The 25,620-nt window shown below is 70.8% G+C and carries 23 protein-coding genes; 13 read left to right on the top strand and 10 right to left on the bottom strand.

Annotated features, from left to right (window positions below; genetic code table 11):
• The first annotated feature begins 109 nt into the window (after positions 1-109).
• From OMP39_RS14645 to OMP39_RS14675, 7 genes are all read left to right on the top strand, one after another.
• Positions 110-973 (top strand): M15 family metallopeptidase, encoded by an 864-nt coding sequence (locus OMP39_RS14645; RefSeq protein WP_264892546.1) that lies wholly within the window; start codon positions 110-112, stop codon positions 971-973.
• A gap of 59 nt (positions 974-1,032) precedes the next feature.
• Positions 1,033-1,302, top strand: coding sequence for a PAAR domain-containing protein (locus OMP39_RS14650; protein ID WP_264892548.1), 270 nt, complete (start codon positions 1,033-1,035; stop codon positions 1,300-1,302).
• Positions 1,303-1,307: 5 nt separating this feature from the next.
• The gene (locus OMP39_RS14655) at positions 1,308-2,822 is read left to right on the top strand and encodes a hypothetical protein (RefSeq protein WP_264892550.1); all 1,515 of its coding nucleotides are present in this window, start codon (positions 1,308-1,310) and stop codon (positions 2,820-2,822) included.
• Between the two features lie 25 nt (positions 2,823-2,847).
• Positions 2,848-6,639, top strand: a complete 3,792-nt coding sequence (gene tssM, locus OMP39_RS14660) for a type VI secretion system membrane subunit TssM (RefSeq protein ID WP_264892552.1) — start codon at positions 2,848-2,850, stop codon at positions 6,637-6,639.
• On the top strand, positions 6,636-7,625 hold the full coding sequence (gene tagF / locus OMP39_RS14665) for a type VI secretion system-associated protein TagF (protein ID WP_264892553.1): 990 nt from the start codon (positions 6,636-6,638) through the stop codon (positions 7,623-7,625). Before tssM ends, tagF begins: the two co-directional genes overlap by 4 nt.
• On the top strand, positions 7,622-8,485 hold the full coding sequence (locus OMP39_RS14670; RefSeq protein ID WP_264892555.1) for an OmpA family protein: 864 nt from the start codon (positions 7,622-7,624) through the stop codon (positions 8,483-8,485). The genes tagF and OMP39_RS14670 overlap by 4 nt, the downstream gene beginning before the upstream one ends.
• A 345-nt stretch (positions 8,486-8,830) precedes the next feature.
• Positions 8,831-9,673, top strand: coding sequence for a septal ring lytic transglycosylase RlpA family protein (locus tag OMP39_RS14675; RefSeq protein WP_264892557.1), 843 nt, complete (start codon positions 8,831-8,833; stop codon positions 9,671-9,673).
• A 31-nt stretch (positions 9,674-9,704) separates the two neighbouring features.
• Here the strand turns inward: OMP39_RS14675 and rsmI are convergent, their stop codons facing one another.
• The gene (gene rsmI / locus OMP39_RS14680; protein WP_264892558.1) at positions 9,705-10,658 is read right to left on the bottom strand and encodes a 16S rRNA (cytidine(1402)-2'-O)-methyltransferase; all 954 of its coding nucleotides are present in this window, start codon (positions 10,656-10,658) and stop codon (positions 9,705-9,707) included.
• Between rsmI and OMP39_RS14685 the strand changes: the two genes are divergently transcribed.
• The 3 genes from OMP39_RS14685 to OMP39_RS14695 all read left to right on the top strand — a co-directional run bounded on the left by OMP39_RS14685 (position 10,651) and on the right by OMP39_RS14695 (position 12,389).
• Positions 10,651-11,019: a YraN family protein gene (locus tag OMP39_RS14685; protein WP_264892559.1), complete on the top strand. Its 369-nt coding sequence runs from the start codon at positions 10,651-10,653 to the stop codon at positions 11,017-11,019. The genes rsmI and OMP39_RS14685 overlap by 8 nt on opposite strands.
• Positions 11,020-11,121: 102 nt before the next feature.
• Positions 11,122-11,718 (top strand): phosphoheptose isomerase, encoded by a 597-nt coding sequence (locus tag OMP39_RS14690; protein WP_264892560.1) that lies wholly within the window; start codon positions 11,122-11,124, stop codon positions 11,716-11,718.
• The gene (locus OMP39_RS14695) at positions 11,715-12,389 is read left to right on the top strand and encodes a BON domain-containing protein (protein ID WP_264892561.1); all 675 of its coding nucleotides are present in this window, start codon (positions 11,715-11,717) and stop codon (positions 12,387-12,389) included. The genes OMP39_RS14690 and OMP39_RS14695 overlap by 4 nt, the downstream gene beginning before the upstream one ends.
• Before the next feature lie 127 nt (positions 12,390-12,516).
• Here the strand turns inward: OMP39_RS14695 and OMP39_RS14700 are convergent, their stop codons facing one another.
• From OMP39_RS14700 to OMP39_RS14715, 4 genes are all read right to left on the bottom strand, one after another.
• Positions 12,517-13,410: an NAD(P)-dependent oxidoreductase gene (locus OMP39_RS14700; RefSeq protein ID WP_264892562.1), complete on the bottom strand. Its 894-nt coding sequence runs from the start codon at positions 13,408-13,410 to the stop codon at positions 12,517-12,519.
• 143 nt (positions 13,411-13,553) lie between these two features.
• Positions 13,554-14,690: a PilT/PilU family type 4a pilus ATPase gene (locus OMP39_RS14705; RefSeq protein WP_264892563.1), complete on the bottom strand. Its 1,137-nt coding sequence runs from the start codon at positions 14,688-14,690 to the stop codon at positions 13,554-13,556.
• A 33-nt stretch (positions 14,691-14,723) separates the two neighbouring features.
• Positions 14,724-15,365 (bottom strand): cyclic nucleotide-binding domain-containing protein, encoded by a 642-nt coding sequence (locus OMP39_RS14710; protein WP_264892564.1) that lies wholly within the window; start codon positions 15,363-15,365, stop codon positions 14,724-14,726.
• A 32-nt stretch (positions 15,366-15,397) separates the two neighbouring features.
• A complete protein-coding gene (locus OMP39_RS14715; RefSeq protein WP_264892565.1) occupies positions 15,398-16,441 on the bottom strand; it encodes a type IV pilus twitching motility protein PilT in 1,044 nt (347 codons plus the stop codon).
• Between the two features lie 63 nt (positions 16,442-16,504).
• Between OMP39_RS14715 and OMP39_RS14720 the strand changes: the two genes are divergently transcribed.
• Complete coding sequence (locus OMP39_RS14720) at positions 16,505-17,206, top strand: YggS family pyridoxal phosphate-dependent enzyme (protein WP_264892566.1); 702 nt, start codon at positions 16,505-16,507, stop codon at positions 17,204-17,206.
• Positions 17,207-17,239: 33 nt separating this feature from the next.
• Here the strand turns inward: OMP39_RS14720 and OMP39_RS14725 are convergent, their stop codons facing one another.
• Positions 17,240-17,722: an Lrp/AsnC ligand binding domain-containing protein gene (locus tag OMP39_RS14725; RefSeq protein WP_264892567.1), complete on the bottom strand. Its 483-nt coding sequence runs from the start codon at positions 17,720-17,722 to the stop codon at positions 17,240-17,242.
• A gap of 96 nt (positions 17,723-17,818) precedes the next feature.
• On the opposite strand from OMP39_RS14725, the gene putA reads away from it, so the two are divergent.
• On the top strand, positions 17,819-20,836 hold the full coding sequence (putA, locus tag OMP39_RS14730; protein WP_264892568.1) for a bifunctional proline dehydrogenase/L-glutamate gamma-semialdehyde dehydrogenase PutA: 3,018 nt from the start codon (positions 17,819-17,821) through the stop codon (positions 20,834-20,836).
• A 368-nt stretch (positions 20,837-21,204) separates the two neighbouring features.
• Positions 21,205-22,020 (top strand): pyrroline-5-carboxylate reductase, encoded by an 816-nt coding sequence (gene proC, locus OMP39_RS14735; protein ID WP_264892569.1) that lies wholly within the window; start codon positions 21,205-21,207, stop codon positions 22,018-22,020.
• 87 nt (positions 22,021-22,107) lie between these two features.
• Here proC and ubiA read toward each other — a convergent pair whose 3' ends face one another.
• The 4 genes from ubiA to OMP39_RS14755 all read right to left on the bottom strand — a co-directional run bounded on the left by ubiA (position 22,108) and on the right by OMP39_RS14755 (position 25,200).
• Complete coding sequence (ubiA, locus tag OMP39_RS14740; protein WP_264892570.1) at positions 22,108-22,974, bottom strand: 4-hydroxybenzoate octaprenyltransferase; 867 nt, start codon at positions 22,972-22,974, stop codon at positions 22,108-22,110.
• A gap of 52 nt (positions 22,975-23,026) precedes the next feature.
• Positions 23,027-23,554 carry an anti-virulence regulator CigR family protein gene (locus OMP39_RS14745; protein ID WP_264892572.1) on the bottom strand — a complete coding sequence of 176 codons (528 nt, stop codon included), beginning with the start codon at positions 23,552-23,554 and terminating at the stop codon, positions 23,027-23,029.
• Positions 23,555-23,717: 163 nt separating this feature from the next.
• Positions 23,718-24,212 (bottom strand): Dps family protein, encoded by a 495-nt coding sequence (locus OMP39_RS14750; RefSeq protein ID WP_264892573.1) that lies wholly within the window; start codon positions 24,210-24,212, stop codon positions 23,718-23,720.
• Positions 24,213-24,276: 64 nt separating this feature from the next.
• Positions 24,277-25,200: a hydrogen peroxide-inducible genes activator gene (locus OMP39_RS14755; RefSeq protein WP_264892574.1), complete on the bottom strand. Its 924-nt coding sequence runs from the start codon at positions 25,198-25,200 to the stop codon at positions 24,277-24,279.
• Between the last annotated feature and the right edge of the window lie 420 nt (positions 25,201-25,620).

Consider the following 25,620-nt stretch of genomic DNA (forward strand, 5'->3'; position numbering starts at 1 on the left):
CGCGCCGGGCGGCGGTCGCGGTGGCGTCGGATTGTAGGAGCCACCTGTGCCGGACGGGCAAGCCGTCGAGGGCCTGCAGGCGAGGGGGCGATCTGGAGGCCGACCTGCGATGAGCTTGGCCGCTGCATTGGTGTCGTACCTCGTGATCGTCGGGCTGGCGGGGGCGCTGCTCGCCCTGCCCGAGGCGCGCGACGCAGCGCGTGCGTGGGTGGGCCGCTGCGCGGTGCAGGGTCGCCGGGCGGCGCGGCAGGCCACGACCGGGCTGATGCGCATACGAGGCGCAGGCTTGCAGTGGGCCCGCCTGAGCGAGCGCCTGCACGCCTGGGGGCCGCGCGAGTGGGGATGGTTGGCCGGCGGTCTGCTCGTCGTGTGCCTGCCGCCGTTGCTGGCGTACTGGCTCGGCAGCCATCGCATGCTCGACGGCTTCGACGATTGGGGCGAGCGGCCCGTGGACCGCCAGATTGCTGCGCTGCTGGAAGGCGAGCATCTGGTGCCGCCCCCTCCTTTGCCACCGGAGGTGTTCGCCACGCGCGAAGTCGAGGCCGAGCGGCCGATGCTCGCCTTCGCCAGCCGCGAGTGGGCCCTGCTCGATGCCGATTTCCAGCAACGGCTGCTGCTGGTGTTCAAGATCATGCGCGAACGGTACGGCTACGAGATGGTGCTGCTCGAAGGCTACCGCAGCCCGGAACGTCAGGAGATGCTGCGCCACAAGGGCGGCCATGTCACTCACGCCGGCGCATACCAGAGCTACCACCAGTTCGGGCTGGCGGCCGATTGCGCGTTCTTGCGCGACGGCAAGCTGGTCATCAGCGAGAAGGACGCGTGGGCCGCGAAAGGCTATCAGCTCTACGGAGAGATGGCCGAGGCCGTGGGACTGACCTGGGGCGGCCGCTGGAAGTCGATCGTGGACCTGGGCCACGTGGAACTGAGGCGACCGGGCGTGAAGAAGACGACGCGCCCGCCCGGCGTGTGAGCCGCGCGGGGCCCACGTCAGAACCGACGAAGAGCAAGAAAGCGACAGAGGGAGGAAGGATGAGCAGACCTTTCATCGTGCTGGGCGATCGCACCGACCACGGAGGCATGGTGATCGAGGCCTCGCCCACCACCGACACCGGGGGCAAGCGCATCGCGCGCGTGGGCGATAAGGTCACCTGTCCCAAGAAGGGACACGGGCGCACCACCGTCATCGTGAGCGGCGACCCCACGATGCTGATCGACGGCAAGCCGGCCGCGCGCCATGGCGACAAGTGCGCCTGCGGCGCGACGCTGATCGCGAGCCAGGCGGTCAGCACCGACGTCTGAGCGCCATGCGAAAGACACTGACCGCTGCCCTCCTCGTGGTGCTGGGGACGGCGATGCTGTGGGGCGCCGTGTGGTGGCACTGGCAGCGCACCGGCCGCTCGGTGGACGGGATCGATCTCGTCGTGTACCTGGTCTTCATTCCCGTGCTCGCATGGGGGGCTGCGGCGCTGCTGTGGCGCGCGATGCGGCGCACGCGCACCACCCCGGTAGGCGCGGCGGCGACCCCGTCGGGGTCGTCGTCACCATCCCCCGTCCACGACGCTGCCGCGCGCCAGGCCGCCGCTCTCGGCGGGCAAGAGACGGCCCACCGACTGCTCGCCGGGGGCGTGGCGGCCCCGGGAGCCGATGATGCGCAGGCGCTATTGGCCCTGGCGGCCGAGTTGCCGCCGTTGGCGCTCGACCCCGAGTTGCGCGCGGCCGATGGGTTTGGGGTGTTCACGCGGCGCAGCGAACACGCCGACGCGAAGCCGGCAGAATCCGGCACGGCACCTCCTGCGGAGGAGGCGCCGCGCGCGGCACGCGCGTGGTGCCTGGCGATGCAGGCCGTGCAAGAGCCGCTCGCACGCCTGCTCAGCGCCCATTCCGCCTGGCAGCCGCCCCCGGCACCCGACCGCGCTCCCGAGACGGACCACCCGACCCTGGTGATGCCCCGCGGCGCGGCAACCGCCGCATCGTCCCCTGCCGTGCGCGTGGTGTGGGCCCTGCCGTCGAGTTGGCCCGACCACGAGCGCCAGGCGTTGGCACGCGCCGCGCAGGCTTGGCTCGATCAGTGCCGCCGCGACGTGCCGGGCCTGCAGTGGCACGGCGAATGGCTGCTGGCCGACAGTGGCGAACAGGCTTTGTGGCAGACGCAGCAACGGCTGGTCCTGCTGCACCGCGAGGGCCGTCACGAGCCGGTGCTGCTGATCGCGGCCGACAGTGGACTGGACGCCGGCTGGATCGACGAGCTAGATGCGCAGCAGCGGCTTTTCACCGCGTCGCGGCCGCAAGGGTGGATGCCCGGTGAAGCAGCCGCCGCGCTGCTCCTGCACCCCGGCGCCGCCGGGGCCCCTGCCGGCTGGGAGGACGGGGCGCCGGCCGTCTTTCTGCAGCCCTTGGCGCTGCGGCGGCGCGAGCGCAGTGCCGACGCACGCGGCCCCCTGGACCCGCAAGCGCTCGAGGACGCCTTCGGGACGGCCCTGCGCGAGGCGGGCTGGCCGGCCGCAGACGTGGCCCGTGTCGTCTCCGACCACGACCTCACCGCGGGCCGCAGTGCAGAGCTGTTCCGCGGCCTGCTGGCCTGCGTGCCGGGCGAAGACGCGGCCGAGCGCTGCGTGTGCCTCGGCAGCGCCTGCGGCCACACGGGCATCGCCAGCGCGCTGCTGTGCGTGCTGGCGGCCGCGCAGCTCGTACGTGACCTCGGCGCGCCGGCATGCGCGCTGCCCGTGGCGCACCCCCACGACCGGCTGGCCGCCTTGCTGACCCCTGCCGCGCACGCGCCCGCCCTGCAGCCCTCTGCGGCAGACGCGCCCGCCGCTTGAACGATTCATCACCGACGTTCCCGCCATGAGCCGACTTTGGAGCTTTCTCATCGACCCCCGCACGCTGAGCGCGATCGGGATCCTGGCCTTGATTGCGTTCCTGTTCCTGGGCGCCGATGTGCTGCGTGTGGCGCTCGTTTGGGCGGCCGGCGCGAGCGCCGTCGTGCTGGCGGTGGCGCTGGGCGTGTGGCTCTACCGCCGACGGCGCGAGCGCCGGGCCGCGGCGCAGTTCGGCCAGGCCCTCGAACAGCAGGCGCAGGCGGCCGTGCAAGCGGCGCCGGCCGCCAAAAAGGCCGAGGTCGACGCGCTGCGCCAGCGGCTGGCCGAGGCGGTCAAGACGATCAAGACCTCGCGGCTGGGCCAGGAAACGGGCGCCGCCGCGCTGTATGAGCTGCCGTGGTACATGGTGATCGGCAACCCGGCGGCGGGCAAGAGCACGGCGATCGTGCGCTCGGGGCTGAAGTTTCCGTTCGCGAACCAGACCGACAACATCCTGCAGGGCATCGGCGGCACCCGCAACTGCGACTGGTTCTTCACGAACGAAGGCATTCTGCTGGACACCGCCGGTCGCTATGCGGTGCACGAGGAGGACCGCCAGGAATGGTTCGGTTTTCTTTCGCTGCTCAAGCGGCACCGGCCCAAGGCGCCCATCAACGGCATTCTGATCGTCGCCAGCGTGGCCGACATCGCGGGCCACCGGCCGGACTTCGCGATCACGCTGGCCAAGCAGCTGCGCCAGCGGGTGCAGGAGCTGACCGAGCAGCTGGGCGTGTTCGCGCCGGTGTACCTGGTGTTCACGAAGGCCGACCTCATCGCCGGCTTCGCCGAGTTCTTCGAGGACCGCGACCCGGCCGAGCGCGAGAAAGTGTGGGGCGCGACGCTGCCTTACGACACGCAAGGCCGCAGCGACGCGATCGCCGCGTTCGACGAACGCTTCGACGAGCTGTTCGCGGGGCTCAAGGAGATGTCGGTCGCGCGCATGGCGATGCACCGCGGCGAGGAACTGCCGCCGGGCGTGTTGACGTTTCCGCTGGAGTTCGCGGCGCTCAAGCCGGCGCTGCGGTCGTTCATCGGCACGCTGTTCGAGGACAACCCGTACCAGCACCGCCCGATCTTCCGCGGCTTCTACTTCACCAGCTCGGTGCAGGAAGGCACGTCGCACAGCCGCGCCAGCGAGAAGGTCGCGCAGCAGTTCGCGCTGGACTTGAAGCCGCGCACGGTCGCCTCGGTGTATTCGCAAAGCGGCTTCTTCCTGAAGGACCTGTTCCAGAAGGTCATCTTCGCGGACAAGCACCTGGTGCGTCAGCACACCACGCGGGCGCAGCGTCGCTGGCGCTATGCCGCCTTCGCGACCTCGGTGGTCGTGCTCGGGGCGATGCTGGGCGGCTGGGCCTGGTCGTATGCCGGCAACCGGCAGCTGCTGGCCAACGTGCAGGCCGACCTCGACAAGGTGATCAAACTCCAGAAGGACCGGCTGGACCTGCAGTCGCGCATCGAGGCGCTGGAGATCCTGCAGGACCGGCTGGAACAGTTGCAAGCGCTGCGCGACGACCGGCCGCTGGGCCTGGGGCTCGGGCTCTACCAGGGCGACGAGATCGAGCGCAAGCTGCGCGCCGAGTACTTCGCGGGCGTGCAGCAGTTGATGCTCGCGCCGGTGGCCGAGAGCATCGAGGCCTACCTCACCGAGGTCAACGGCAACGCCGCGGCGCTGCAGCCGCTCACCCGGCTGCCGGCCTCGGGCGCGGCGCCGGTCAAGGTCAGTGCCGCCGCAGGCACCCCGTACCAGGCGGCGGCGCCGGACAGCGTCGAGGACGCCTACAACGCCCTCAAGACCTACCTGATGCTGGCCGACCGCCAGCGCCTGGACCCGGGGCACCTGGCCGATCAGATCACCCGCTTCTGGCGCGGCTGGCTGGAGGCCAATCGCGGCGCCATGCCGCGCGAGCAGATGATCCGCAGCGCCGAGCGCATGTTGAGCTTCCTGCTCACGCAGGTGAGCGATCCGGCCTTCCCGCAGGTGAAGACGAACCTCACGCTGGTGGACACCACGCGCGAGAACCTGCGCCGGGTGGTGCGGGGCATGCCGGCGCGCGAGCGCGTCTACAGCGAGATCAAGTCGCGCGCGTCGACGCGTTTCGCCCCGGTGACGGTGCTGCGCATCGTCGGCGAGCAGGACCGCGACACCGTCGTGGGCTCGTACACCGTCAACGGCGCGTTCACGCGCGACGCCTGGGAGAAGTACGTCGAGGACGCGATCAAGGAGGCCGCGGCCAAGGAGTTGCAAAGCACCGACTGGGTGCTGCAGACCGCCGTGCGCGACGACCTCACGCTGGAGGGCAGCCCGGAGCAGATCCAGAAGGCGCTGGTGCAGATGTACAAGACCGAGTACGTGGCCGAATGGCAGAAGTTCCTGCGCGGCATCTCGGTGCCGGCCTTCGGCAGCTTCGATCAGGCGGTGGCCCGCATGAATCGCCTGGGCGACCCGCAGCTGTCGCCGATCCAGAAGGTGCTCGACACGCTGTACCGCGAGACGTCTTGGGACAACCCGAGCGTCGTCAACGAGCGGCTGGCCGGCGCGCAGCGCGGCGTCGTGGAGTGGTTCCGGCAGACGATCCTGCGGCAAGCGCCCTCGCGCGTCGAGGTGAACGTCAAGGTGACCGCCGACCAGGCCGCGATCCCGATGGGGCCGATCGGCAAGGAGTTCGCCGGCATCGCCCGGCTGATGGCGCCGCGGCATGACGGCGAGGCGCTCGCCCGCACGTACTTGCAGCACCTGGCCAAGATCCGCACGCGCTTCAACCAGATCAAGAACCAGGGCGACCCGGGGCCGGCGTCGCGCACGCTGATGGCGCAGACGCTCGAGGGCAACGGTTCGGACCTGGCCGACGCGCTGCGCTTCGTCGACGAGCAGATGCTCACCGGCCTGCCCGATGGGGCCAAGACGGCGCTGCGACCGCTGCTGGTGCGCCCGTTGATGCAGGCCTTCGCGGTGCTGGTGCCGCCGGCCGAGGCCGAGATCAACCGCGTGTGGACGGCCCAGGTGTACGAGCCGTTCCAGCGGTCGCTGGCGGCCAAGTACCCGTTCGACACCGCCTCGAAGGTCGAGGCGGCGCCCGCCGAGATCGCCAAGATCTTCGGTCCCGACGGCGCCATCGCGCGCTTTTCGAACGACACCCTCGGCACGCTGGTGGTGCGGCGCGGCGACCAGATCACGCCGCGCCAGTGGGCCGAGATGGGCGTGCGCCTGCAACCGGAGTTCACCGGCGCGTTCCACGCCTGGGTCGCCCCGGTGGGCGGCGGAGCGGGCGGCGGGGCCACGGCCTCGGCCGCCGCGCAGACACGCTTCCAGATCCAGCCGGCGCCGGCGCAGGGGCTGTCCGAATACTCCATCGACATCGACGGGCAGACGCTGCGCTATCGCAATGCGGCCCCCGCTTGGAGCGACTTCACCTGGCCGGGGCCTCAGGCCGGCGCCGGCGTGCGCATCAGCGGGGTCAAGTACGACGGCTCGTCGGTCGAGTTCTTGACCGAACCGGGCGGCTTCGGACTCGAACGCATGGTCGCCGCCGCGCAGCGCAAGCGCATCGATGCCTCGACCTTCGAGCTGACTTGGCCCAAGGGCGACACGGCGGTGACGGTGCGGCTGCGCATCGTGAGCACGCCGGCGCAGGTCGGCGCGGGCGGCGCCGCGGCCGAGGCGGCCTCGGGCGCGAACGGCTTGCGGGGCGTGCGTCTGCCCGCCACGGTCGCGCTGGCCTCGGCGTGGGAGGAGCAGGTCGCCGCCCACGCCGGCACGGCGCCGGAGGCCAAGCCGTGAGCGCCCCGACCGTCGCACTGGCGTTGGCGTACTTCGGCAAGCTGCCGACGCGGGGGGACTTCCTTCGCAGCCCGGGGCAGGCGGCGCTGACGCAATCGCTGGACCGCTGGCTCACCCAGGGGATGGAGCTGTTGTCCACCGACCCGCGCTGGAAGCTGCACTACGACCGGGTCGCACCGATGCATTTCGCCTTCGTGGGCACGCGCGGGCGCCTGGGGCTCGCCGGGCAGTTGACCGCCAGCCACGACGCCTCGGGCCGCCGGTTCCCGTTCGTGATGGTGGGGCTGTTCGACATCGCGCAGCCGTCGGCCGCGGTGCTCACCCACGCGCCCAGCTCGCTGGCCCGGGTGTGGGCCCAACTGGAGCGGCTGTCGCAGCAGGCGTGCGGCGGCGAAGCCGATGCGGCCCGCGTGCTCGCCACGCTGGGGCAGCAGGACGTGCAGGCCGACGTGCGGCCGCAGGCGCACGCCGCGCCGTTCCAGGACTTCCTCGGCCTGCACACCGTGGGCGGCCTGGAGACCCAACTGCGCCAAGCCGGCCACGCGCTGTCCTTGCGACGCACCGTGCTGGCGGTGGGCCTGCTGCTGCAGCCGGTGCTCACGCAGGGCCTGACGCAGTTCGAGCGCGGCCTGGTGCTGCCGCTGCCGGGCGACCCGCTGTACCGCGCGCTCGTGGCCAGCTGGTGGCTGGCGCTGGTGTCGCCCTTCCTGCAGCGGCACGACTTCGAAGTCTCGCTGTTCGTGCGCACCGTGCCGCGCCCGCAATTGGTGGTGGGGTTCAACGGGGCCTCGGCCCGCACCTTCCGGGGACTGATGAACGGCGACGACGCCCACGAGGACCTGGTCGACGTCAGCCAGGCCGAATGGATCGACGACGCGCTCGGCAGCTCTTATGGGCTGCGCAAGCTGTCCAGCCATCTCCAGCAACCGGAGCTGCCCTTGCAGCTCGCCCTCGACGGCTTTCAGGAAGCCTTTCTCGGCCTATGAGTACTTTGCTCCGACCCCCTCGTTCGCCAGCCGAGCGCACCGCGCTCGCGCTGGCCGCGCTGCTGGCCCTGTGGCTGGCCACGGCCGCTGCGGGCGTGCGCGCCCAGGCGGCCGCCGGCCCGGCTGCGGCGGCGCCCGCCCCCCGCGCGGCCGCCGCGGCCACGCCCAACGCCGTCGTGGTCGCCGGCACGGTGCCCGACGAAGCGACGCGGCAGGCCATTTTGCAACGGGTGCGCGAGCTGTACGGCGCCGACCGTGTGGTGGACCAGCTCGGCGTCGGGCCGGTGGTGGCGCCGCCGAACTGGTCGCAGTACGTGCAGCGGGTGCTCTCGCCCGAACTCAAACAGGTCAGCCGGGGGCAGTTGGCCATCCACGGCAACACCATCGACGTCAAGGGCGAGGTGGGCAACGAGGCGCTGCGGCAGCAGGTCGCCAGCCAGATCTCGACGCAGCTCAACCCCACCTACACCGTGCGCAACGGCCTGCGCGTGCGGGCCGATGAGCAGTCGATCATCGACCAGGCGCTGGCCCATCGGATCGTCGAGTTCGAGTCCGGCAGCGCGGTGCTCACACCCGCTGGGCGCGCGGTGCTCGACGAGCTGGTCGGCCCGCTCAAGTCGCTGCCTGCCCATCGCAAGGTGCAGGTGGTGGGGCACACCGACAGCGTGGGCGGCCGCGACGCCAACATCGCCCTGTCGGCCGCTCGGGCCGACGCGGTGAAGGCGTATCTGGTGAGCCGACAGATCCCTGCGCAGATGATCGAAGCCTCGGGCGTCGGCCCCGACCGGCCGGTAGCGAGCAATGCCACGGCAGAAGGCCGCGCCCGCAACCGACGCATCGAGTTCCGCGTAAGCGAGTGAGCGGGCGGGCAAGGCGCCGCCGCCCGTCGGCCCCTGCGTGCGGGCGGCCAGGGGGCCGCACGTTCGCCACTGTCCAGGCCCTCGGCGGCCGGGGAATCGTTTCGATCTGCAATTTGTGCGCAGGCGGACCGTGCCGGCGCCCGATCCTCGATACACCCCGGCGCCGGCCCTGCTAATCTGCCGGCCATGCGAGCCCGCCTTCCTCGGGCCCGCCGGACTCGGCAGCGCGCCGGCCGGTGGGCGCTCTTGTGTTGTGTTGCGTGCATCGCCGCCGGCTGTGCGAGCGGCCCGGGCGGCAAGTCGCGGCCCGCAGGCCCTGACGAGACCGACGGACCGCCGGATCGGGTGCCGGGGCCCGCCGCGTCGGTGCCCGATGTCCAGCCGCGGGTGGAGCCCTTCGCGCAGGGGCCGAACCGGCCGTACGTGGTGCGAGGGCGCGAGTACACCCCCGTGCTCGCGGACATCCCGATGCGCGAGCGCGGCTACGCCTCGTGGTACGGGCGGCAGTTCCACGGCAAGCGCACCGCCAGTGGCGAGCCGTACGACATGTACGCGATGACCGCGGCGCACCCGACGATGCCCATTCCCAGCTACGCGCGCGTGCGGCATCCGGCCACCGGGCGCGAGGTGATCGTGCGCATCAACGACCGCGGGCCGTTCCACGGCAACCGCATCATCGACCTGAGCTACATGGCCGCCTTGAAGCTCGGGGTCGTGCATCGCGGCAGCGCCCTGGTCGAGGTCGAACGCCTGACGCACGACGAGATCCGGGCGGGCACATGGCGGCGAGCTCCGGGGGAGCCGGTGCAGGTGGCCTCGTCGCCTGCCGAGCGGCCTTCGCGGGCGGGCGGGTTGGAGCCGGTGATGGCCTCCCCCACCGAAGCCTTGCCGGGGGAAGGGGCGGCCGGCGCGCCGGCCGCGCCGCGCTCCGGCGGCGCCGCGCAGCAGCCCGGGCTTGGCTTTTGGGTGCAGTTGGGCGCGTTCCGACAACGCGAGGGGGCCCAGGGTTTTCGACAACGGGTGTCCTCCGAGCTCGAGTGGCTCGCGCCCGTGCTCGCGGTCGTCGAGGACGCCCCGGTGTACCGCCTTCAGGCGGGTCCGTACCGGAGCCGCGAAGAAGCCGCCGGCATCGCCGAGCGGGTGCGCGAGGCCCTACGGCTCGTACCGGTGGTGGTGGAGCGGCGTTGACGCGAAGCGCCCGCCCGCAGGAGGCCGGGCATCAGCCGGCGTGCTCCTCGCCGGGGTCGCGATCGTCCTGCCGTTCCTGGCCACGCTCGCGCTTCCATTGCAAGGCCAGCTTGTAGAGCGCATTGCGGGGCGCCCCGGTGACCTCGGCGGCAAGCGCCACGGCCTGCTTCAGCGGCAGCACCGCCACGAGGGCCTCGAGCGCCGCTTGCGCGCGCGAGGCGACCGCCTCCTGCGCGGACGCCGGGCGGCTGTGCAAGACCAGCACGAACTCGCCCTTGCGGCGTTGCGGCTGGGCCGCGAGCCAGGCGGGGAGATCGGCGACGGCGAGGGTCTCGATCTCCTCGAACTGCTTGGTCAGCTCGCGGCACACGGTGACCGTCCGCCCGGACTGATGCGCGGCCAGGGCCCGGCCCAGCGCCTCGATCCGATGAGGCGCCTCGAAGATCACCACCGCGGCGACCTCGTCCAGCGCCTGCACGGCCTGCTCCAGCTCGCGCGGCTTGGCCGGCAGGAAGCCCACGAAGCGAAAACCCCGGCTGGCCTCGTCGCCTGACACGCTCAACGCGGCCACCGCGCTGCTCGGGCCCGGCAAAGGCACCACCCGCAGGCCCGCCGCCCGCACCGCCTGCACCAGCCGCGCCCCCGGGTCGGAGACTGCCGGCGTGCCGGCATCGCTCACGCAGGCGACACGCTGCCCGGCCTGCAGCCGCGCGATCACGTGGGGCGCGGCTTCGCGCTCGTTGTGCTCGTGCACGGCGATCAGCGGTTTGCCGTCGATGCCGTAGTGCCGCAGCAGTTGGGCGGTGTGCCGGGTGTCCTCGCAGGCGATGGCGTCGGCCAGCGCGAGCACGTGCAGCGCCCGCACGGTCACGTCGGCCAGGTTGCCGATGGGCGTGGCCACCACGTAGAGCGTGGCTGCGGGATACTGCTGCCTGGCGGCCGCGTCGGCCGCCGCGGCGATCCAGGAAGAAGCTTCGATGGTCACGACGAAGACGCTGGGAGATGCAGGGGAGGCGCGCGCGCTCGCACATCTGGAGCGAGCCGGGCTGCGACTGGTGCAGCGCAATTATCGGCTGGCGGGGGGCCCGCACCGCCGCGCCGGCGAGGTGGATCTGATCATGCGCGACCGCGACGGCACGCTGGTGTTCGTCGAGGTGCGGCGTCGGCGAAGCGTCGCCCACGGGGGTGCGGCGGCCAGCATCTCGTGGGCCAAGCGCGAGCGCATCGTACGGGCGGCACAGCACTTCCTGCTGCGGCTGCCCTCGCCGCCGCCCTGCCGCTTCGACGTGGTGGCGATCGACGGCGACCGGCTCGAGTGGCTGCGCGCCGCCTTCGACCTCGGCTGAGTGCCAGCGCGCGCCGTCCTGCACGCCCGCTGCTCGTGCAAGGCACGCGACACCCTCGTGCCCCCAGGGCGGAGCGCGGCGGCTGACTTATCATCGCTTGCCATGCTCGAGCAACGCATCCAACAGCAGTTCTTCGAAAGCGCCGACCTGAAGTACCAGGCAGCCGAGGCGCTGGCCCGCCCCATCGCGGACGCGGTGCACGCGATCATCGGTTGCCTCACGGCGGGCGGCAAGGTGCTGGCCTGCGGTAACGGCGGTTCCGCCAGTGACGCACAGCACTTCGCCGCGGAGTTCGTCGGCCGGTTCGAGCGCGAACGCCCGGGGCTGGCCGCCATCGCGCTCACGACCGACACGTCCATCCTCACCGCGGTCGGCAACGACTACGACTTCACCCAGGTGTTCTCCAAGCAGGTCCAGGCGCTCGGCCAGCCGGGCGACGTGCTGGTGGCCCTGTCCACGAGCGGAAACTCGGCCAACGTGATGGCCGCCGTGCAGGCCGCGCACGACAAGGAGATGACGGTCATCGCGCTGACCGGCCGCGGCGGCGGCAAGCTCAAGGACCTGCTGGCGGAGACCGACGTGCACATCTGCGTGCCCCACGACCGCACGGCGCGCATCCAGGAGGTGCACATCCTGGCGCTGCATTGCATCTGCGACGCGGTCGACGCGCAACTCCTCGGGGAACAGGACATCGTATGAGCATCCGTTCGACTCTGGCTTTCTCGTCGCGCCGCCTGGCGCTCGCGGCCGCCGTGCTCGCCGGCGCGTCGCTGCTGTCTGCCTGCGCACCGCTGGTCGTCGGCGGAGCGATGGTGGGCGGCATGATGGTCGTGACCGACCGGCGCACGTCCGGCGCCCAGGTGGAAGACCAGGCCATCGAGCTGAAGGCCGTCAACCGCATCCGTGAGGTGCTGGGCGAGCGCGGGCACGTGAGCGCCACCAGCTACAACCGCATGGTGCTGCTGACGGGCGAGGTGCCGAGCGAGCAGGACAAGCTCGCGGTCGAGCAGGCCGTCTCGCGCATCGAGAACGTGCGCTCCATCGTCAACGAGCTGGCGGTGATGGGCAACAGCTCGCTGACCTCGCGCTCGAACGACGTGCTCCTCGCAAGCAAGGTGAAGGCCACGCTGATCGACGCACGCGACCTGCAGGCCAACGCCTTCAAGGTCGTCACCGAGCGCGGCGTCGTCTACCTGATGGGCCTGGTGACCGAGCGCGAAGCCAACCGCGGCGCCGAGGTCGCGCGCAGCGTCGGCGGCGTGCAGAAGGTGGTCAAGGTGTTCGAGATCATCAGCGAAGAGGAACTCGCCCGCCTGCGGCCCGCGTCCGCCCCGCAAGGGGGTTCGGGCGGCGGCTCGACCGGACAGTGACGTCGGCGGGCGCGCCCGGCTGACGCGGGCCCAAGCCAGGCGCCGTCGGTCGTGCTGCAGGCCTCGCGCCGGGCCCCCGCTGCGGCGGGGCGGCGGGGCGGCGGGGCGGCGACCGGCCGTGGCCTGCTTATCGCAGGCGGCGGATGAGGCTGGAGGTGTCCCAGCGGCCGCCACCTTGGGCCTGCACGTCGGCGTAGAACTGATCGACCAGCGCGGTCACCGGCAGCCGCGCGCCGTTGCGCTTGGCCTCGGCCAGGCACAGGCCCAGGTCCTTGCGCATCCAATCGACCGCGAAGCCGAAGTCGAACTGGTCCTTGATCATCGTCGGGCCGCGGTTGTCCATTTGCCAGCTCTGGGCGGCGCCCTTGCCGATCACGCCGAGCACGGCCTCCATGTCCAGGCCGGCCTTGAGGCCGAAGGCAATGGCCTCGCTCAGCCCTTGCAGCAGGCCGGCGATGGCGATCTGGTTGACCATCTTCGCCAATTGGCCCGCACCGCTGCCGCCGAGCAAGGTCACGGCCTTGGAATAGGCCATCGCCACCGGCTGCATGCGCTCGAAGGCGGCCGGCTCGCCGCCGCACATCACGGTGAGCGCGCCATTGATCGCGCCCACGTTGCCGCCGGAGACGGGTGCGTCGATGAACGCCAGGCCGCGCTCGCGCGCGGCGGCTGCCAGCTCGCGCGCGACCTCGGCGGAGGCGGTGGTGTGGTCGACGAAGATCGCCCCGGCCTTCATGCCCGCGAACGCGCCGGCGTCACCGAGCGTGACGCTGCGCAAGTCGTCGTCGTTGCCCACGCAGGCGAAGACGATGTCGGCGCCTTGCGCGGCCTCCCGCGGGGTCGCAGCGTACCGGCCGCCGTGCTCCTCGGCCCAGCGTGCGGCCTTCTCCGTGGTGCGGTTGTAGACCGTGACCCGGTGCCCGGCGCGCGCCAGGTGCCCGGCCATCGGGTAGCCCATGACGCCCAGGCCGATGAAAGCGACCGTGTGCGGGTCGATCGGGGCGTAGGTCTTGGTGGTCATCGCGCGTCTCCTTGCTGGAATGCTGGCAGGCGCCGGGAAGCGCCTGCCAGCGATTGTGACGCCACGCCACGAAGCGCGCAGCCACCGGCGCGCGGGACGGGCGCGAGCGGGGGGCATGGGCCGCCGGGGCCCGGCACGCCGCGTCAGACGATGGTGAGGTGCTCGGTGCCGGCCGACAAGTCGGCGCTGCGGGCCCGTTGGCTGTTGAGCTTGATCTGCAGCCGCAGGTCGTTGACCGAGTCGGCGTTGCGCAACGCGTCCTCGTAGGTGATGAAGTTGCCTTCGTAGAGGTCGAAGAGCGACTGGTCGAACGTCTGCATGCCCAGCTCGCGGCTCTTCTTCATGATCTCCTTGATCTCGGCCACCTCGCCCTTGAAGATCAGCTCGGAGATGAGCGGCGTGTTGAGGAGGATCTCGACCGCCGCGATGCGACCCTTGCCCTCCTGCCGCGGCAGCAGCCGCTGCGACACCATCGCCTTGAGGTTGAGCGACAGGTCCATCAGCAGTTGCGCGCGCCGCTCCTCGGGGAAGAAGTTGATGATGCGGTCCAGCGCCTGGTTGGCGCTGTTGGCGTGCAGCGTGGCCATGCACAGGTGGCCCGTCTCGGCGAAGGCCACCGCGTGCTCCATCGTCTCGCGGTCGCGGATCTCGCCCATGAGGATCACGTCGGGTGCCTGGCGCAGCGTGTTCTTGAGCGCGGCCTCCCAGCCGTCGGTGTCGATGCCCACCTCGCGCTGGGTGACGATGCAGTTCTTGTGCGGGTGCACGAACTCGACCGGGTCCTCGATCGTGATGATGTGGCCGTAGGAATTCTCGTTGCGGTAGTCCACCATCGCAGCGAGCGTGGTGGACTTGCCCGAGCCGGTGGCGCCCACCATGATGACCAGGCCGCGCTTGGTCATCGCGATCTCCTTGAGCACCTGCGGCAGCCCCAGGGTGTCGATGGTGGGCAGGGTCTGCGGGATCACCCGCAGCACGAGGCCCACGTGCCCCTGCTGCATGAAGGCATTGACGCGGAAACGCCCGAGGCCCTGCGGTGCGATCGCGAAGTTGCACTCCTTCGTGCGCTCGAACTCGGCAGCCTGCTTGTCGTTCATGATGGCGCGCGCCAGCGCCATCGTGTGCTGACCGTTGAGCGGCTGCGGCGAGACCTTGGTGACCCGCCCGTCGATCTTGATCGCTGGCGGGAAGTCGGCGGTGAGGAACAGGTCCGATCCGTTGCGCGCGATCATGAGGCGCAACAGGTCGTTGATGAACTTGGATGCCTGATCACGTTCCATGCTTCGTTCCCTCTGGGCAGGCGACGTCGGGCATCAGGCCCGGGACAGCAAGGCGCTCAGGCGCGCGCTGACCTGCCGCAGCCGCAGGGACAGGCGCCGGGCGAGCGAGGCCAGCAAGGCCAGGCCGAGTCGTGGCTCCTGCATGATCATGCGGTCCAGACCCTCGGCGTCGAGCACGGCCAGCACGCAGGGCGTGAGCGTCTTGCAGGCCGAAAAGCGCGCGCCCGCATCGAGCAGCGACATCTCGCCCAGCATGTCGCCGGGCCGCGCCTCGGCCAGCCGGGCGCGGCCGCCCCACGGTTGCACGCGGTCGACGGCGACCGTGCCTTCGAGCACGATCAGCATGTAGTCGCCCTGCTCGTCCTGACCGATGATCTCCTGGCCGGGCGGCACCTGCACGAAGTCCAGGTACTGGCTCATGCGTTCGAGCTCGGCCCGCCCGAGCGAGGCGACATAGCGGTCGGCGCCCCACAGCTCGGCGAAGCGCTCCGCACCCTTGCGGCGGTCGTAGGGCTGCGCCCCCACCTCCTGCGCGCGGGCGCGCCAGGTGGTGACGAGCTGGGTGTCGTCGGTGCGTTCCTGGAACATCGTGGAGAAAAAGCCCGAATCCTCGGCGCCTTCTTCTTGGTCCGACCCGGCGGGGGCGCCCTTGAGTTTGTCGATCAGTTTCTTCATCGCGTAAGACCGGGGCGGCGAAGGAGGTGGCGTCAGCCGGGGAAGTTCTCGGGGAACTTGGCTTTCGCGCGCGCCTCCGCCGGAGAAATGAGGTTGCGCCGCACCAGGTCGGCGAGGCATTGGTCGAGCGTCTGCATGCCCATGCTGTTGCCGGTCTGGATGGCCGAGTACATCTGTGCGATCTTGTTCTCGCGGATCAGATTGCGGATGGCCGAGGTGCCGAGCATGATCTCGTGCGCGGCCACGCGGCCCGAACCGTCCTTGAGCTTGCACAGCGTCTGAGAGATGACGGCCACGAGCGACTCGGAGAGCATCGCCCGCACCATCTCCTTCTCCGCGGCGGGGAAGACGTCCACGATGCGGTCGATCGTCTTGGCCGCGCTGGAGGTGTGCAGCGTGCCGAACACGAGGTGACCCGTCTCGGCCGCGGTGAGCGCGAGGCGGATGGTCTCCAGGTCGCGCATCTCGCCCACGAGAATGGCGTCCGGGTCTTCGCGCAGCGCCGAGCGCAACGCGTTGTTGAAGCTCAGGGTGTGCGGGCCTACCTCGCGCTGGTTGATCAGGCACTTCTTCGATTCGTGCACGAACTCGATCGGGTCCTCGACGGTGAGGATGTGCCCGTACTCGTTTTCGTTGAGGTGGTTGATCATCGCGGCCAGCGTCGTCGACTTGCCGGAGCCGGTGGGGCCGGTCACCAGGACCAGCCCGCGGGGCTTGAGGGCGAGGTCGGCGAACACCTTGGGGGCGTTGAGCTGCTCGAGCGTGAGGATCTTGGAAGGAATCGTACGGAAGACGGCGCCCGCGCCGCGGCTCTGGTTGAACGCGTTGACGCGAAAGCGCGCGAGGCCTTGGATCTCGAAGGAGAAGTCGCACTCGAGCGTCTCCTCGAACGCCTTGCGCTGCGCATCGTTCATGATGTCGTAGACCATGTCGTGGACCTGCTTGTGGTCCAACGGGTCGACGTTGATGCGGCGCACGTCGCCGTGCACGCGGATCATGGGGGGCAGCCCGGCCGACAAGTGCAAGTCGGAAGCCTTGTTCTTCACCGAAAAGGCCAACAGCTGCGTGATGTCCATGGATCCTCGGGAAAGCGGGGAACGGCGCGCGACAGCGCAAGAAGACGTTAAGCTCGTCCCATTATGGCGACGATCTCTCAGAACATACAACAAGTGCGAGAACGCATTGCCGCGGCCTGCGCCCGGGCCGGTCGCCCCGTGGAAAGCGTCACGCTGCTGGCCGTGAGCAAGACCTTCGATGCAGACTGCGTGCGACAGGCGCATGCGGCGGGGCTCACCCGTTTCGGCGAGAACTACGTGCAGGAAGCGGTGCACAAGATCGAGGCGCTGGGCGATCTGCGCGACCGCCTGGAGTGGCACCTGATCGGGCCGTTGCAGAGCAACAAGACGCGTGTGGTGGCCGAGCGCTTCGACTGGGTGCATTCGGTGGACCGGCCGAAGATCGCCGAGCGGCTGTCGGCGCAGCGGCCCGAGGGCCTGCCGCCGTTGCAGGTGTGCCTGCAGGTGAACATCAGCGGCGAGGCGACCAAGAGCGGCCTCGCACCCCACGAGGTTTCAGAGGTGGCCCGCGCGGTGGCGCGCTTGCCGGGCCTTCGGTTGCGGGGGCTGATGGCGATTCCCGAGCCGACGGGCGACCTGGAGGCCCAGCGGCGGCCTCACCGGGCACTGCGTGAGCTGTGGCAGCGCTTGCGCGAGGAGGGGCTGCCGCTCGACACGCTGTCGATCGGGATGTCGCAGGACCTGGAGGCGGCGATTCTGGAGGGTGCGACGTTGGTGCGGGTGGGCACGGCGATCTTCGGGCGGCGTGAGGTGTTGCGGGGCTGAGTCAGGGACCGGCGTTCTGCCGGTGGACGAGCCTCAGATCGGCAACAGCGACGTGTTCTTGACCTCTTCCATCACCGCATAGGTGTGGGTCTCGCGCACGCCGGGCAGTGACCAGATCACCGAGGCGATGAGTTCGCGATAGGCCTGCATGTCGGCCACGCGCGTCTTGATGAGGTAGTCGAAGCCGCCGGCCACCAGATGGCATTCGAGGATCTCGGGGCGGGTCTGCACAGCCGCCTTGAAGGCGTTCATCACGTCGGGCGTGGTGCGGTCGAGCACCACCTCGACGAACACCATCATCCCCGCGTTGAGCTTGAGCGGATTGAGCCGCGCCTCGTAGCCGAGGATGTAGCCGTCGCGCGTGAGCCGCTTGACGCGCTCCAGCACCGCCGTCGGCGACAGATGCACCGCCTCCGCCAGTTTCAGGTTGGCGATACGGCCGTCCTGCTGCAGGATTCTCAGGATCTTGCGGTCGATCTTGTCCAAATCGCCGCCGTCTCCGCCCCCAGACCTCATCTTGATTTTCCTCTGTTGAAGGGCCCCTCAATGGAGAAAGATGCTAGGTTGAAACTCTTAACCTAGCAAGTCATGCAAAACCCTGAGAAGACTCCCATGGCTCGCACGACTTTGCGCTTCCCCGCCCTGCCGCCCAAGATGCGGCTCGCCCCGCCCGACCGACCCGAAGCCGAGGTCGTCGCCGGCCTGAAGGAACGCTTCGGACTGCGCTGGGACACGGTGCAGGCCCGCGCCACCCCGTGGGTGGAAGCGGTGCGCTCCCGCCCCGCGCCGTTCTGGGCGATGGAGTCGCTGCTGAAGGAGTACCCGCTGTCCAGCGCCGAAGGGCTCGCGTTGATGCGGCTGGCCGAGGCGCTGCTGCGCGTGCCCGACGTGGAGACGGCCATGGCGCTGACGGCGGACCAGCTCGGCCGGGCCTCGTTCGACACCAGCGACGGCAGCGCGCATCCGGTGCTCGCGGGGCTGTCGTCCAGCCTCATCGGGCTGACCAAGAAGCTGCTGCCCCAGGACGCCGCGCAAGCGGGCCTCGTGCAACGGCTGGGCGCCAAGACCGTGGTGGCCGCCGGCGTGCGGGCGCTGCAACTGCTGGGTCGCCAGTTCGTGCTCGGGCGCGACATCGAGGAGGCCCTGCGCGAGGCGAACTCGCAGCGCAAGGACGTGGGCTCGCTGCGCTTCAGCTTCGACATGCTGGGCGAAGGCGCGCGCACCGAGGAAGACGCCGAGCGCTACCTCGCGTCGTACCGCAACGCCATTGCGCGCATCGCGCAAGGGGTGGACCCGCAGGCCGGTCCCGAAGTCTCCGACGGCATCTCCATCAAGTTGAGCGCGCTCTTCTCGCGCTATGAGGAATCGCAGCGCGAGCGCGTCTTCGAGGTGCTGTTGCCGCGCGTGTGGTCGCTCGTCGAGCAGGCGGCGGCGGCCAACATCAACCTGACGATCGACGCCGAGGAAAGCGAGCGGCTGGAGCTCTCGCTCGACGTGCTCGAAGCGCTGGCCGCGCAGATCGCGCAGCACTTCCCGCAGTGGAAGGGCTTCGGCCTGGCGGTGCAGGCATACCAGACGCGCGCGCTCGACGTGGTGCGCGAGGTCGGGCGTATCGCGCAGACGTACCGCCTGCGCCTGATGGTGCGGCTCGTCAAAGGCGCCTACTGGGACGGCGAGATCAAGCGCGCGCAGGAGCTGGGCCTGGCGCACTACCCCGTCTTCACGCGCAAGCACCACACCGATCTGTCCTACCTTGCCTGTGCCCAGGCGCTGCTGGACCTGGCGCCCTCGATCTACCCGCAGTTCGCCACGCACAACGCCGGCACCATCGCCGCGATCGTGCAGATGGCGCGCGAGCGCGGCGCGGCGTTCGAGATGCAGCGTCTGCACGGCATGGGCGAGAGCGTGTACCGCGAGGTGCTCAAGAGCGAGGGCATCGCCCTGCGCGTGTATGCACCGGTGGGCGAGCACCGCGACCTGCTCGCCTACCTCGTGCGCCGACTGCTGGAGAACGGAGCCAACTCGTCCTTCGTGCACCAGCTGGCCGACCCGGCCGTGCCCATCGCGACGCTCCTGGCCTCGCCGCTGCAGCGCCCGGGCGACGAGGGCCCGGCGCTGCCCTTGCCGCCGGCGCTCTATGGCCCACTGCGCCCCAACTCCAAGGGCGCGGACCTCGCCTGCCTGCATCACCGCCTGCCGCTGTTCGAAGCCGCCGAGCGCACGCAGGTGCCTGCCATCCCGATGGCCGAGCGCGCCCCCGTGGAGGAGGCGATGCAGGCCTTGCACGCCGCCTTCCCGGCCTGGGAATCGACGCCGGTGGCCGAGCGCGCCGCCATCCTGCGGCGCGCGGCCGATGCGCTGGAGGCGCGCATGCCGGAGTTCTGCGGCCTGCTGGTGCGCGAGGGCCGCAAGGTGATGGCCGATGCGGTGGCCGAGGTGCGCGAGGCGGTGGACTTCTGCCGCTACTACGCGATGCAGGCCGAGCGCCTGCTCGTGAGCGAGACCTTGCCGGGACCGACCGGTGAATCGAACGAGCTGCGCATGCGCGGTCGCGGCGTGTTCGTGTGCATCAGCCCGTGGAACTTCCCGCTGGCGATCTTCGCCGGCCAGGTGGTGGCCGCACTCGTCACTGGCAACACGGTGGCGGCGAAGCCGGCGGAGCAGACGCCGGCGGTGGCCCAGCGCATGGTCGAGCTGCTGCACGAGGCTGGTGTGCCGCGCGATGCGCTGCGGCTGCTGCACGGCCTGGGCGAGACGGTGGGCGCGGCGCTCGTCGCCGACCCGCGTTGCGCGGGCGTGTGCTTCACCGGCTCGACCCAAGTGGCCAAGATCATCCAGCGCACGCTGGCGGCGAAGGACGGCCCGATCGTGCCGCTGATCGCCGAGACGGGAGGCCTGAACGCGATGATCGTCGACTCCACCGCGCTCGCCGAGCAGGTGGCCGACGCCGTGGTGCAAAGCGCCTTCCGCTCCACCGGCCAGCGCTGCTCGGCGCTGCGTCTGCTGCTGGTGCACGAGCGCATCGCCGACGGCGTGATGAAGATGATCGGCGGCGCGATGCAAGAGCTGGTGGTCGGCGACCCGGTGCGGTGGGCCACCGACGTGGGCCCGGTGATCGACGCCGAGGCGCACGCGAACCTGGTGCGGCACGTGCAGCGGCTGGAGCGCGAGGCGCGCCTCATCGCGCGCACGCCGATGCCGGCGGGCCTGGCCGGCGACTACATCGCACCCGTGGCCTTCGAGCTCGCCCGGATCGAGGATCTGCGCGAGGAGATCTTCGGCCCGGTGCTGCACGTGGTGCGCTGGGGCAGCGGCGAGCTGGCCTCCATCGACGCGGTGGTGGACCGGATCAACGCGCTGGGCTATGGCCTCACGCTGGGGGTGCAGACGCGCATCGACGGGCGGGCTCATCAGATCGCGCACCGCGCGCGCGTGGGCAACGTCTACGTCAACCGCAACATGATCGGCGCGGTGGTGGGCGTGCAGCCGTTCGGCGGCGAGGGCATGAGCGGCACCGGCCCCAAGGCGGGGGGCCCGCACTACCTGCTGCGCTTCTGCGGGGAGCAGACGCTCACCATCAACACCGCGGCGGCCGGTGGCAACGCGACGCTGCTGGCGGGCGGACACTGAAGCGTCGGCCGGTGCCGGGCAAATCTCGCCTGCGGCCTTGAGGTGTGGCGGGCGCCTGCCCTGCCCTGCCCTGCCCTGCCCTGCTCTGCGCTGCTCTGCGCTGGCTTGGCCTGGCCTGGCGGGGCGTGGAGCGGGCGGGCACCGGGGGCACGGTGCAGTCGCTCCTCGGGAATCGCTTGGTGCACCGCGCCCCCGGTGCCCGCCATTCACCGTGGGTGGTCGTTGGCGGGCTTCTTGGGCCGCCGTGCGGCCCCGGTGCGCCATGGCGGCGTCCGGGTGAGGGCGGGCCGCAGGCGGCGCTTCGGCCTTGCGGCCCGAACCTTCTGGCCTGTGCGAGACCCGCGCCCGGGCGCCCTACACTGCGCTTTATGAGCACCTCCAGCATCGCCTTCATCGGCGGCGGCAACATGGCCTCCGCCCTCATCGGCGGCCTCGTGCAGGCCGGTCAGTCCCCGCAGTCGCTGATCGTCGTGGAGCCCTCCGAGGCGCAGCGCGAGCGGCTCGCACAGCAGTTCGGCGTGCGGGCCGACGCCGAGGCCACGCCGCGGCTGGCCGAGGCGCGGCTCGTCGTCTGGGCGGTCAAGCCGCAGAGCTTCCGCGAGGCGGCGGCCCCCTGCGCGGCGCATGTGCAACGCGCGCTGCAACTGAGCGTGATGGCCGGCATCCGCTGCGACGCCATCGTGGCCGCCACCGGCAGCCAGCGCGTGGTGCGCTCGATGCCCAACACGCCGGCGCTGATTGGTCTGGGCGTCGCGGGGCTGTATGCGCGGCCGCAGGTGAGCGACGAGGAGCGGCGCGACGTCGAGCGCGTGTTCGCGCCCACCGGGCGCACCGTGTGGGTGCGTGACGAGGCGGACCTCGACGCGGTGACCGCCCTGTCCGGCTCGGGGCCGGCGTACGTCTTCTACTTCATCGAGGCGATGATCGAGGCGGCGCAGGAGATGGGTCTGGACGCGCAGCAGGCCCGCGAGTTGACGCTGGGCACCTTCGCGGGTGCCACCGAGCTCGCCCGCCGCTCGCCCGAGCCGCCGCAAGTGCTGCGCGAGCGCGTAACGTCCAAGGGCGGCACGACCTACGCTGCGCTCACGTCGATGGAGCAGGACGGCTTGAAAGCCGCCTTCGTGCGCGCGATTCGGGCCGCCCAGCGGCGCGCGAAGGAACTGGGCGACGAGTTCGGCCGGTAGGCCGGGCCCGATGTGTTTGCCCCCGGGGCTTGCGCCCCACCCCCCGCGGGGGTGTCGGCCCGGCTCCGGGCGGCCGAGCGCCGGGCCTCAGCCGCGCACCGCGTAGCCGAGCACGACGCCGGCGAAGACGGCAAACCCCACCCAATGGTTGAGCCGGAAGGCGCGGAAGCACCCTTCGCGCTCGCGCCGATGGATCAGCGTGTAGTGCCACGCCACTTGGGCCAGCGCGGCGAGCAGGCCGAGTGCATAGGGCCAGCCCAGGCCCAGCTGCCAGCCGATCACGCCCCACACGACGAGATAGGCGCCGTACAGGAGCATCACCGCGGCCACGTCGAAACGGCCGAAGGTCAGCGCCGAGGTGCGGATGCCGATGCGGATGTCGTCGTCGCGATCGACCATCGCGTACTCGGTGTCGTAGGCGACCACCCAGAACAGGTTGCCCAGCAGCAGCCACCACGCGAGCGCCGGCACCTGGCCTTGCACCGAGGCGAAGGCCATCGGGATGCCGAAGCTGAACGCGACGCCCAGCACGGCCTGCGGCATCGAGAAGAAGCGCTTGGTGAACGGGTAGACGATGGCGACCGCCAGCGCGACGAAGGACCACAGGATGGTCGCGGTGTTGGTCGTGAGCACCAGCGCGAAGGCCAGGAGCGCCAGCGCCGCGCCGACAGCCAGCGCCTCGCGCACCGAGACGGCGCCGGTGGTGACCGGCCGCGCCGCGGTGCGCTGGACGTGGCGGTCGAAGTCGCGGTCTGCCACGTCGTTGACCGCGCAGCCGGCCGAGCGCATCAGGAAGGTGCCGAGCACGTACACGCCGAGCAGGTGCCAGCCGGGGAAGCCTTCGGCCGCGATCCACAGGGCCGCCAGGGTCGGCCACAGCAGCAGCAAGGTGCCGACGGGCTTGTCCCAGCGGATGAGCTGCAGGTAGAGGGGAAACTTGAGCGTCGCCGTCATGGCGGCAAGTGTAGAGCGGGCCGGCGGCCCGCCGCGCTCGCCCGGGCGGGGTTCAGAAGATGTCGAACAACACGTCGGCGATGATGAGCGTGGCCACGGCCACCAGCACGAGATCGGTGCCGACGATGCGCCACTCGTAGCCGGGGTAGGACGGCAAGCGCGCGACCATCGCGGGCGGCGCCATCTTCTTCGCGATGCCGGGGGGCAACGGTTTGCCCCGCGCCAGGTTCTTGCGAATGCCAGGCGGCAGCGGTTGGTAGGCACCGGGCCGGATGCCGACATCGACCGCGATCTGCCGTGCGGTGGAGATGCTGATGCCGGCGGTGACCAAGGTGCCGCCACCGCCGCCACCCACCGAGCCGCCCCCGCCACCGGGGCCTCCACCGCGGCGGTCGCCCGCTCGGCCGCCGCGGCGCTCGTGCATCGACTCCCCCTTGTCCCGGGGGCCCCCGCCCTTGCCGCCGTGTTCCTTGTGCGGCGGGCCCTTGCCTTCGGGCGGGCCGGCGTGGACACTGGCAAAGGTGCACAACAGGCCCGCGACCACGAGGTGACGGCGGGCTAGGGTGGGTCGGACGGGCATCGGATGGCTTCTCACGGCAAGGGAAACTTGCCCATTAACGTGCCACACCCGCGCCCAGTGCACAAGCGACGGGGCGCGCCCCGCCCCACGGCGTGTCAAAAAGTACGCGCGAAGGCGAGTCGGACGCAAGCGGGCCGTCGGGCACGCGCCGCGTCGACGCTCCTCAACGCTCCAACAGGCTGCGCAGCATCCAGGCCGTCTTCTCGTGCACGTCCAGACGCTGCGTCAGCAGGTCGGCCGTCGGCTGGTCGTGGGCCTGTTCCACCGCGGGAAACAGCTCGCGGGCGGTGCGCGCCACGCCCTCGTGCCCTTCCACGAGGATGCGGATCATCTCCTCGGCCTTCGGCGGCTGGCTCGGCACGTCCTTCAGGCTGGTCAGCCGGCTCAGGTCGGCATACGAGGCGGTCGCCACATGGCCGAGTGCGCGGATGCGCTCGGCGATCGGATCGACCGCGTTCCACAGCTCGGTGTACTGCTCCATGAACATCACGTGCAGCGTGTTGAACATGGGGCCGGTCACGTTCCAGTGGAAGTTGTGCGTCGCGAGGTAGAGGGTGTAGGTGTCGGCGAGCAGCTTGTTGAGTCCTTGCGCGATGGTTGCGCGGTCCTTTTCGGAGATGCCGATGTTCACCGGCATCGGGTGGGCGGTCTGGGCCATGCTTCCTCCTGCTGTTCAGTGCCATGGATGCGGCAGGAAGCGCTCCCGCCGCGAAGAATCGCAGTCATTCGGTCAGACGCGTCACCCCGGGCAAGTCGCAGGCGTAGACGCAGTTGCGCAGCGCGGCGATCGCCTCGTAGCGCGTGAAGCTGCGCCGCCAGGCGAGCACCACCCGGCGGCTGGGCGGCGGCGACGCGAACGGCACGTAGGCCACGTGGGGCTGAGGCTCCTTGGGCACGCTCATCTGGGGCACGACGGTGATGCCCATGCCCGAGGCTACCATATGTTTGATCGTCTCGAGCGACGAGCCCTCGAAGCTCTTGCGGATGCCCTCGGCGTTGTTGGACAGCCGGGCGAACTCGGGGCAGACCTGCAGCACGTGGTCGCGGAAGCAGTGCCCCGTGCCAAGCAACAGCATGGTCTCGCTCTTGATCTCCTCGGGCGTGATGCGATCTCGTCGGGCGAGCGGGTGCGTGCGCGGCACAGCCACGACGAACGGTTCGTCGTACAGCGGCGCGATCGCCAGCCCGGTATCCGGGAAGGGCTCGGCCATGATGGCGCAGTCGAGCTCGCCGGTGCGCAGCATCTCCAGCAGCTTGACGGTGAAGTTCTCGTGCAGCATCAGCGGCATCTGCGGCAGCTGCTCGATGGCGTGCTTGACGAGCTCGGGCAGCAGGTAGGGGGCGACCGTGTAGATGACGCCCAGCCGCAGCGGGCCGGCCAAGGGGTCCTTGCCCCGCTTGGCGATCTCCTTGATGGCGGCCGCCTGGTCCAGCACGACCTGCGCCTGCCGCACGATCTCTTCGCCGAGCGGGGTCACAGCGACTTCCGCCCCCCCACGCTCGAAGATCTTGACGTCGAGTTCGTCCTCGAGCTTCTTGACGGCGACGCTCAGCGTGGGCTGGGACACGAAACACGCTTCGGCGGCGCGGCCGAAATGCCTTTCCCGGGCGACAGCGACGATGTAGCGCAATTCCGTCAGGGTCATGGGGCTCGCCTCCGGGCGAGATAAGTTGAATCTATCCAAACAGACGAAGTGATTGTGCGCCTCCTGACCCGCGACGGAAAGCCCCCATGCAATGCCCGCCCCGGCCTCGGGGATTGGGCGTCCGCGGGCCTCATGTCTTGGCCCCCCGGGGCTTGCGCCCCACCCCCGCGGGGGTGCGGCCCGGCTCCGGGCGGCCGAGCGCCGGGCCTCATGTCTTTGCCCCCGGGGCTTGCGCCCCACCCCCCGCGGGGGTGCGGCCCGGCTCCGGGCGGCCGAGCGCCGGGCCTCATGTCTTTGCCCCCGGGGCTTGCGCCCCACCCCCCGCGGGGGTGCGGCCCGGCTCCGGGCGGCCGAGCGCCGGGCCTCATGTCTTTGCCCCCGGGGCTTGCGCCCCACCCCCCGCGGGGGTGCGGCCCGGCT

Source organism: Schlegelella aquatica, from assembly GCF_026013905.1.
GTDB classification, from domain to species: Bacteria; Pseudomonadota; Gammaproteobacteria; order Burkholderiales; family Burkholderiaceae_C; genus Caldimonas; species Caldimonas aquatica.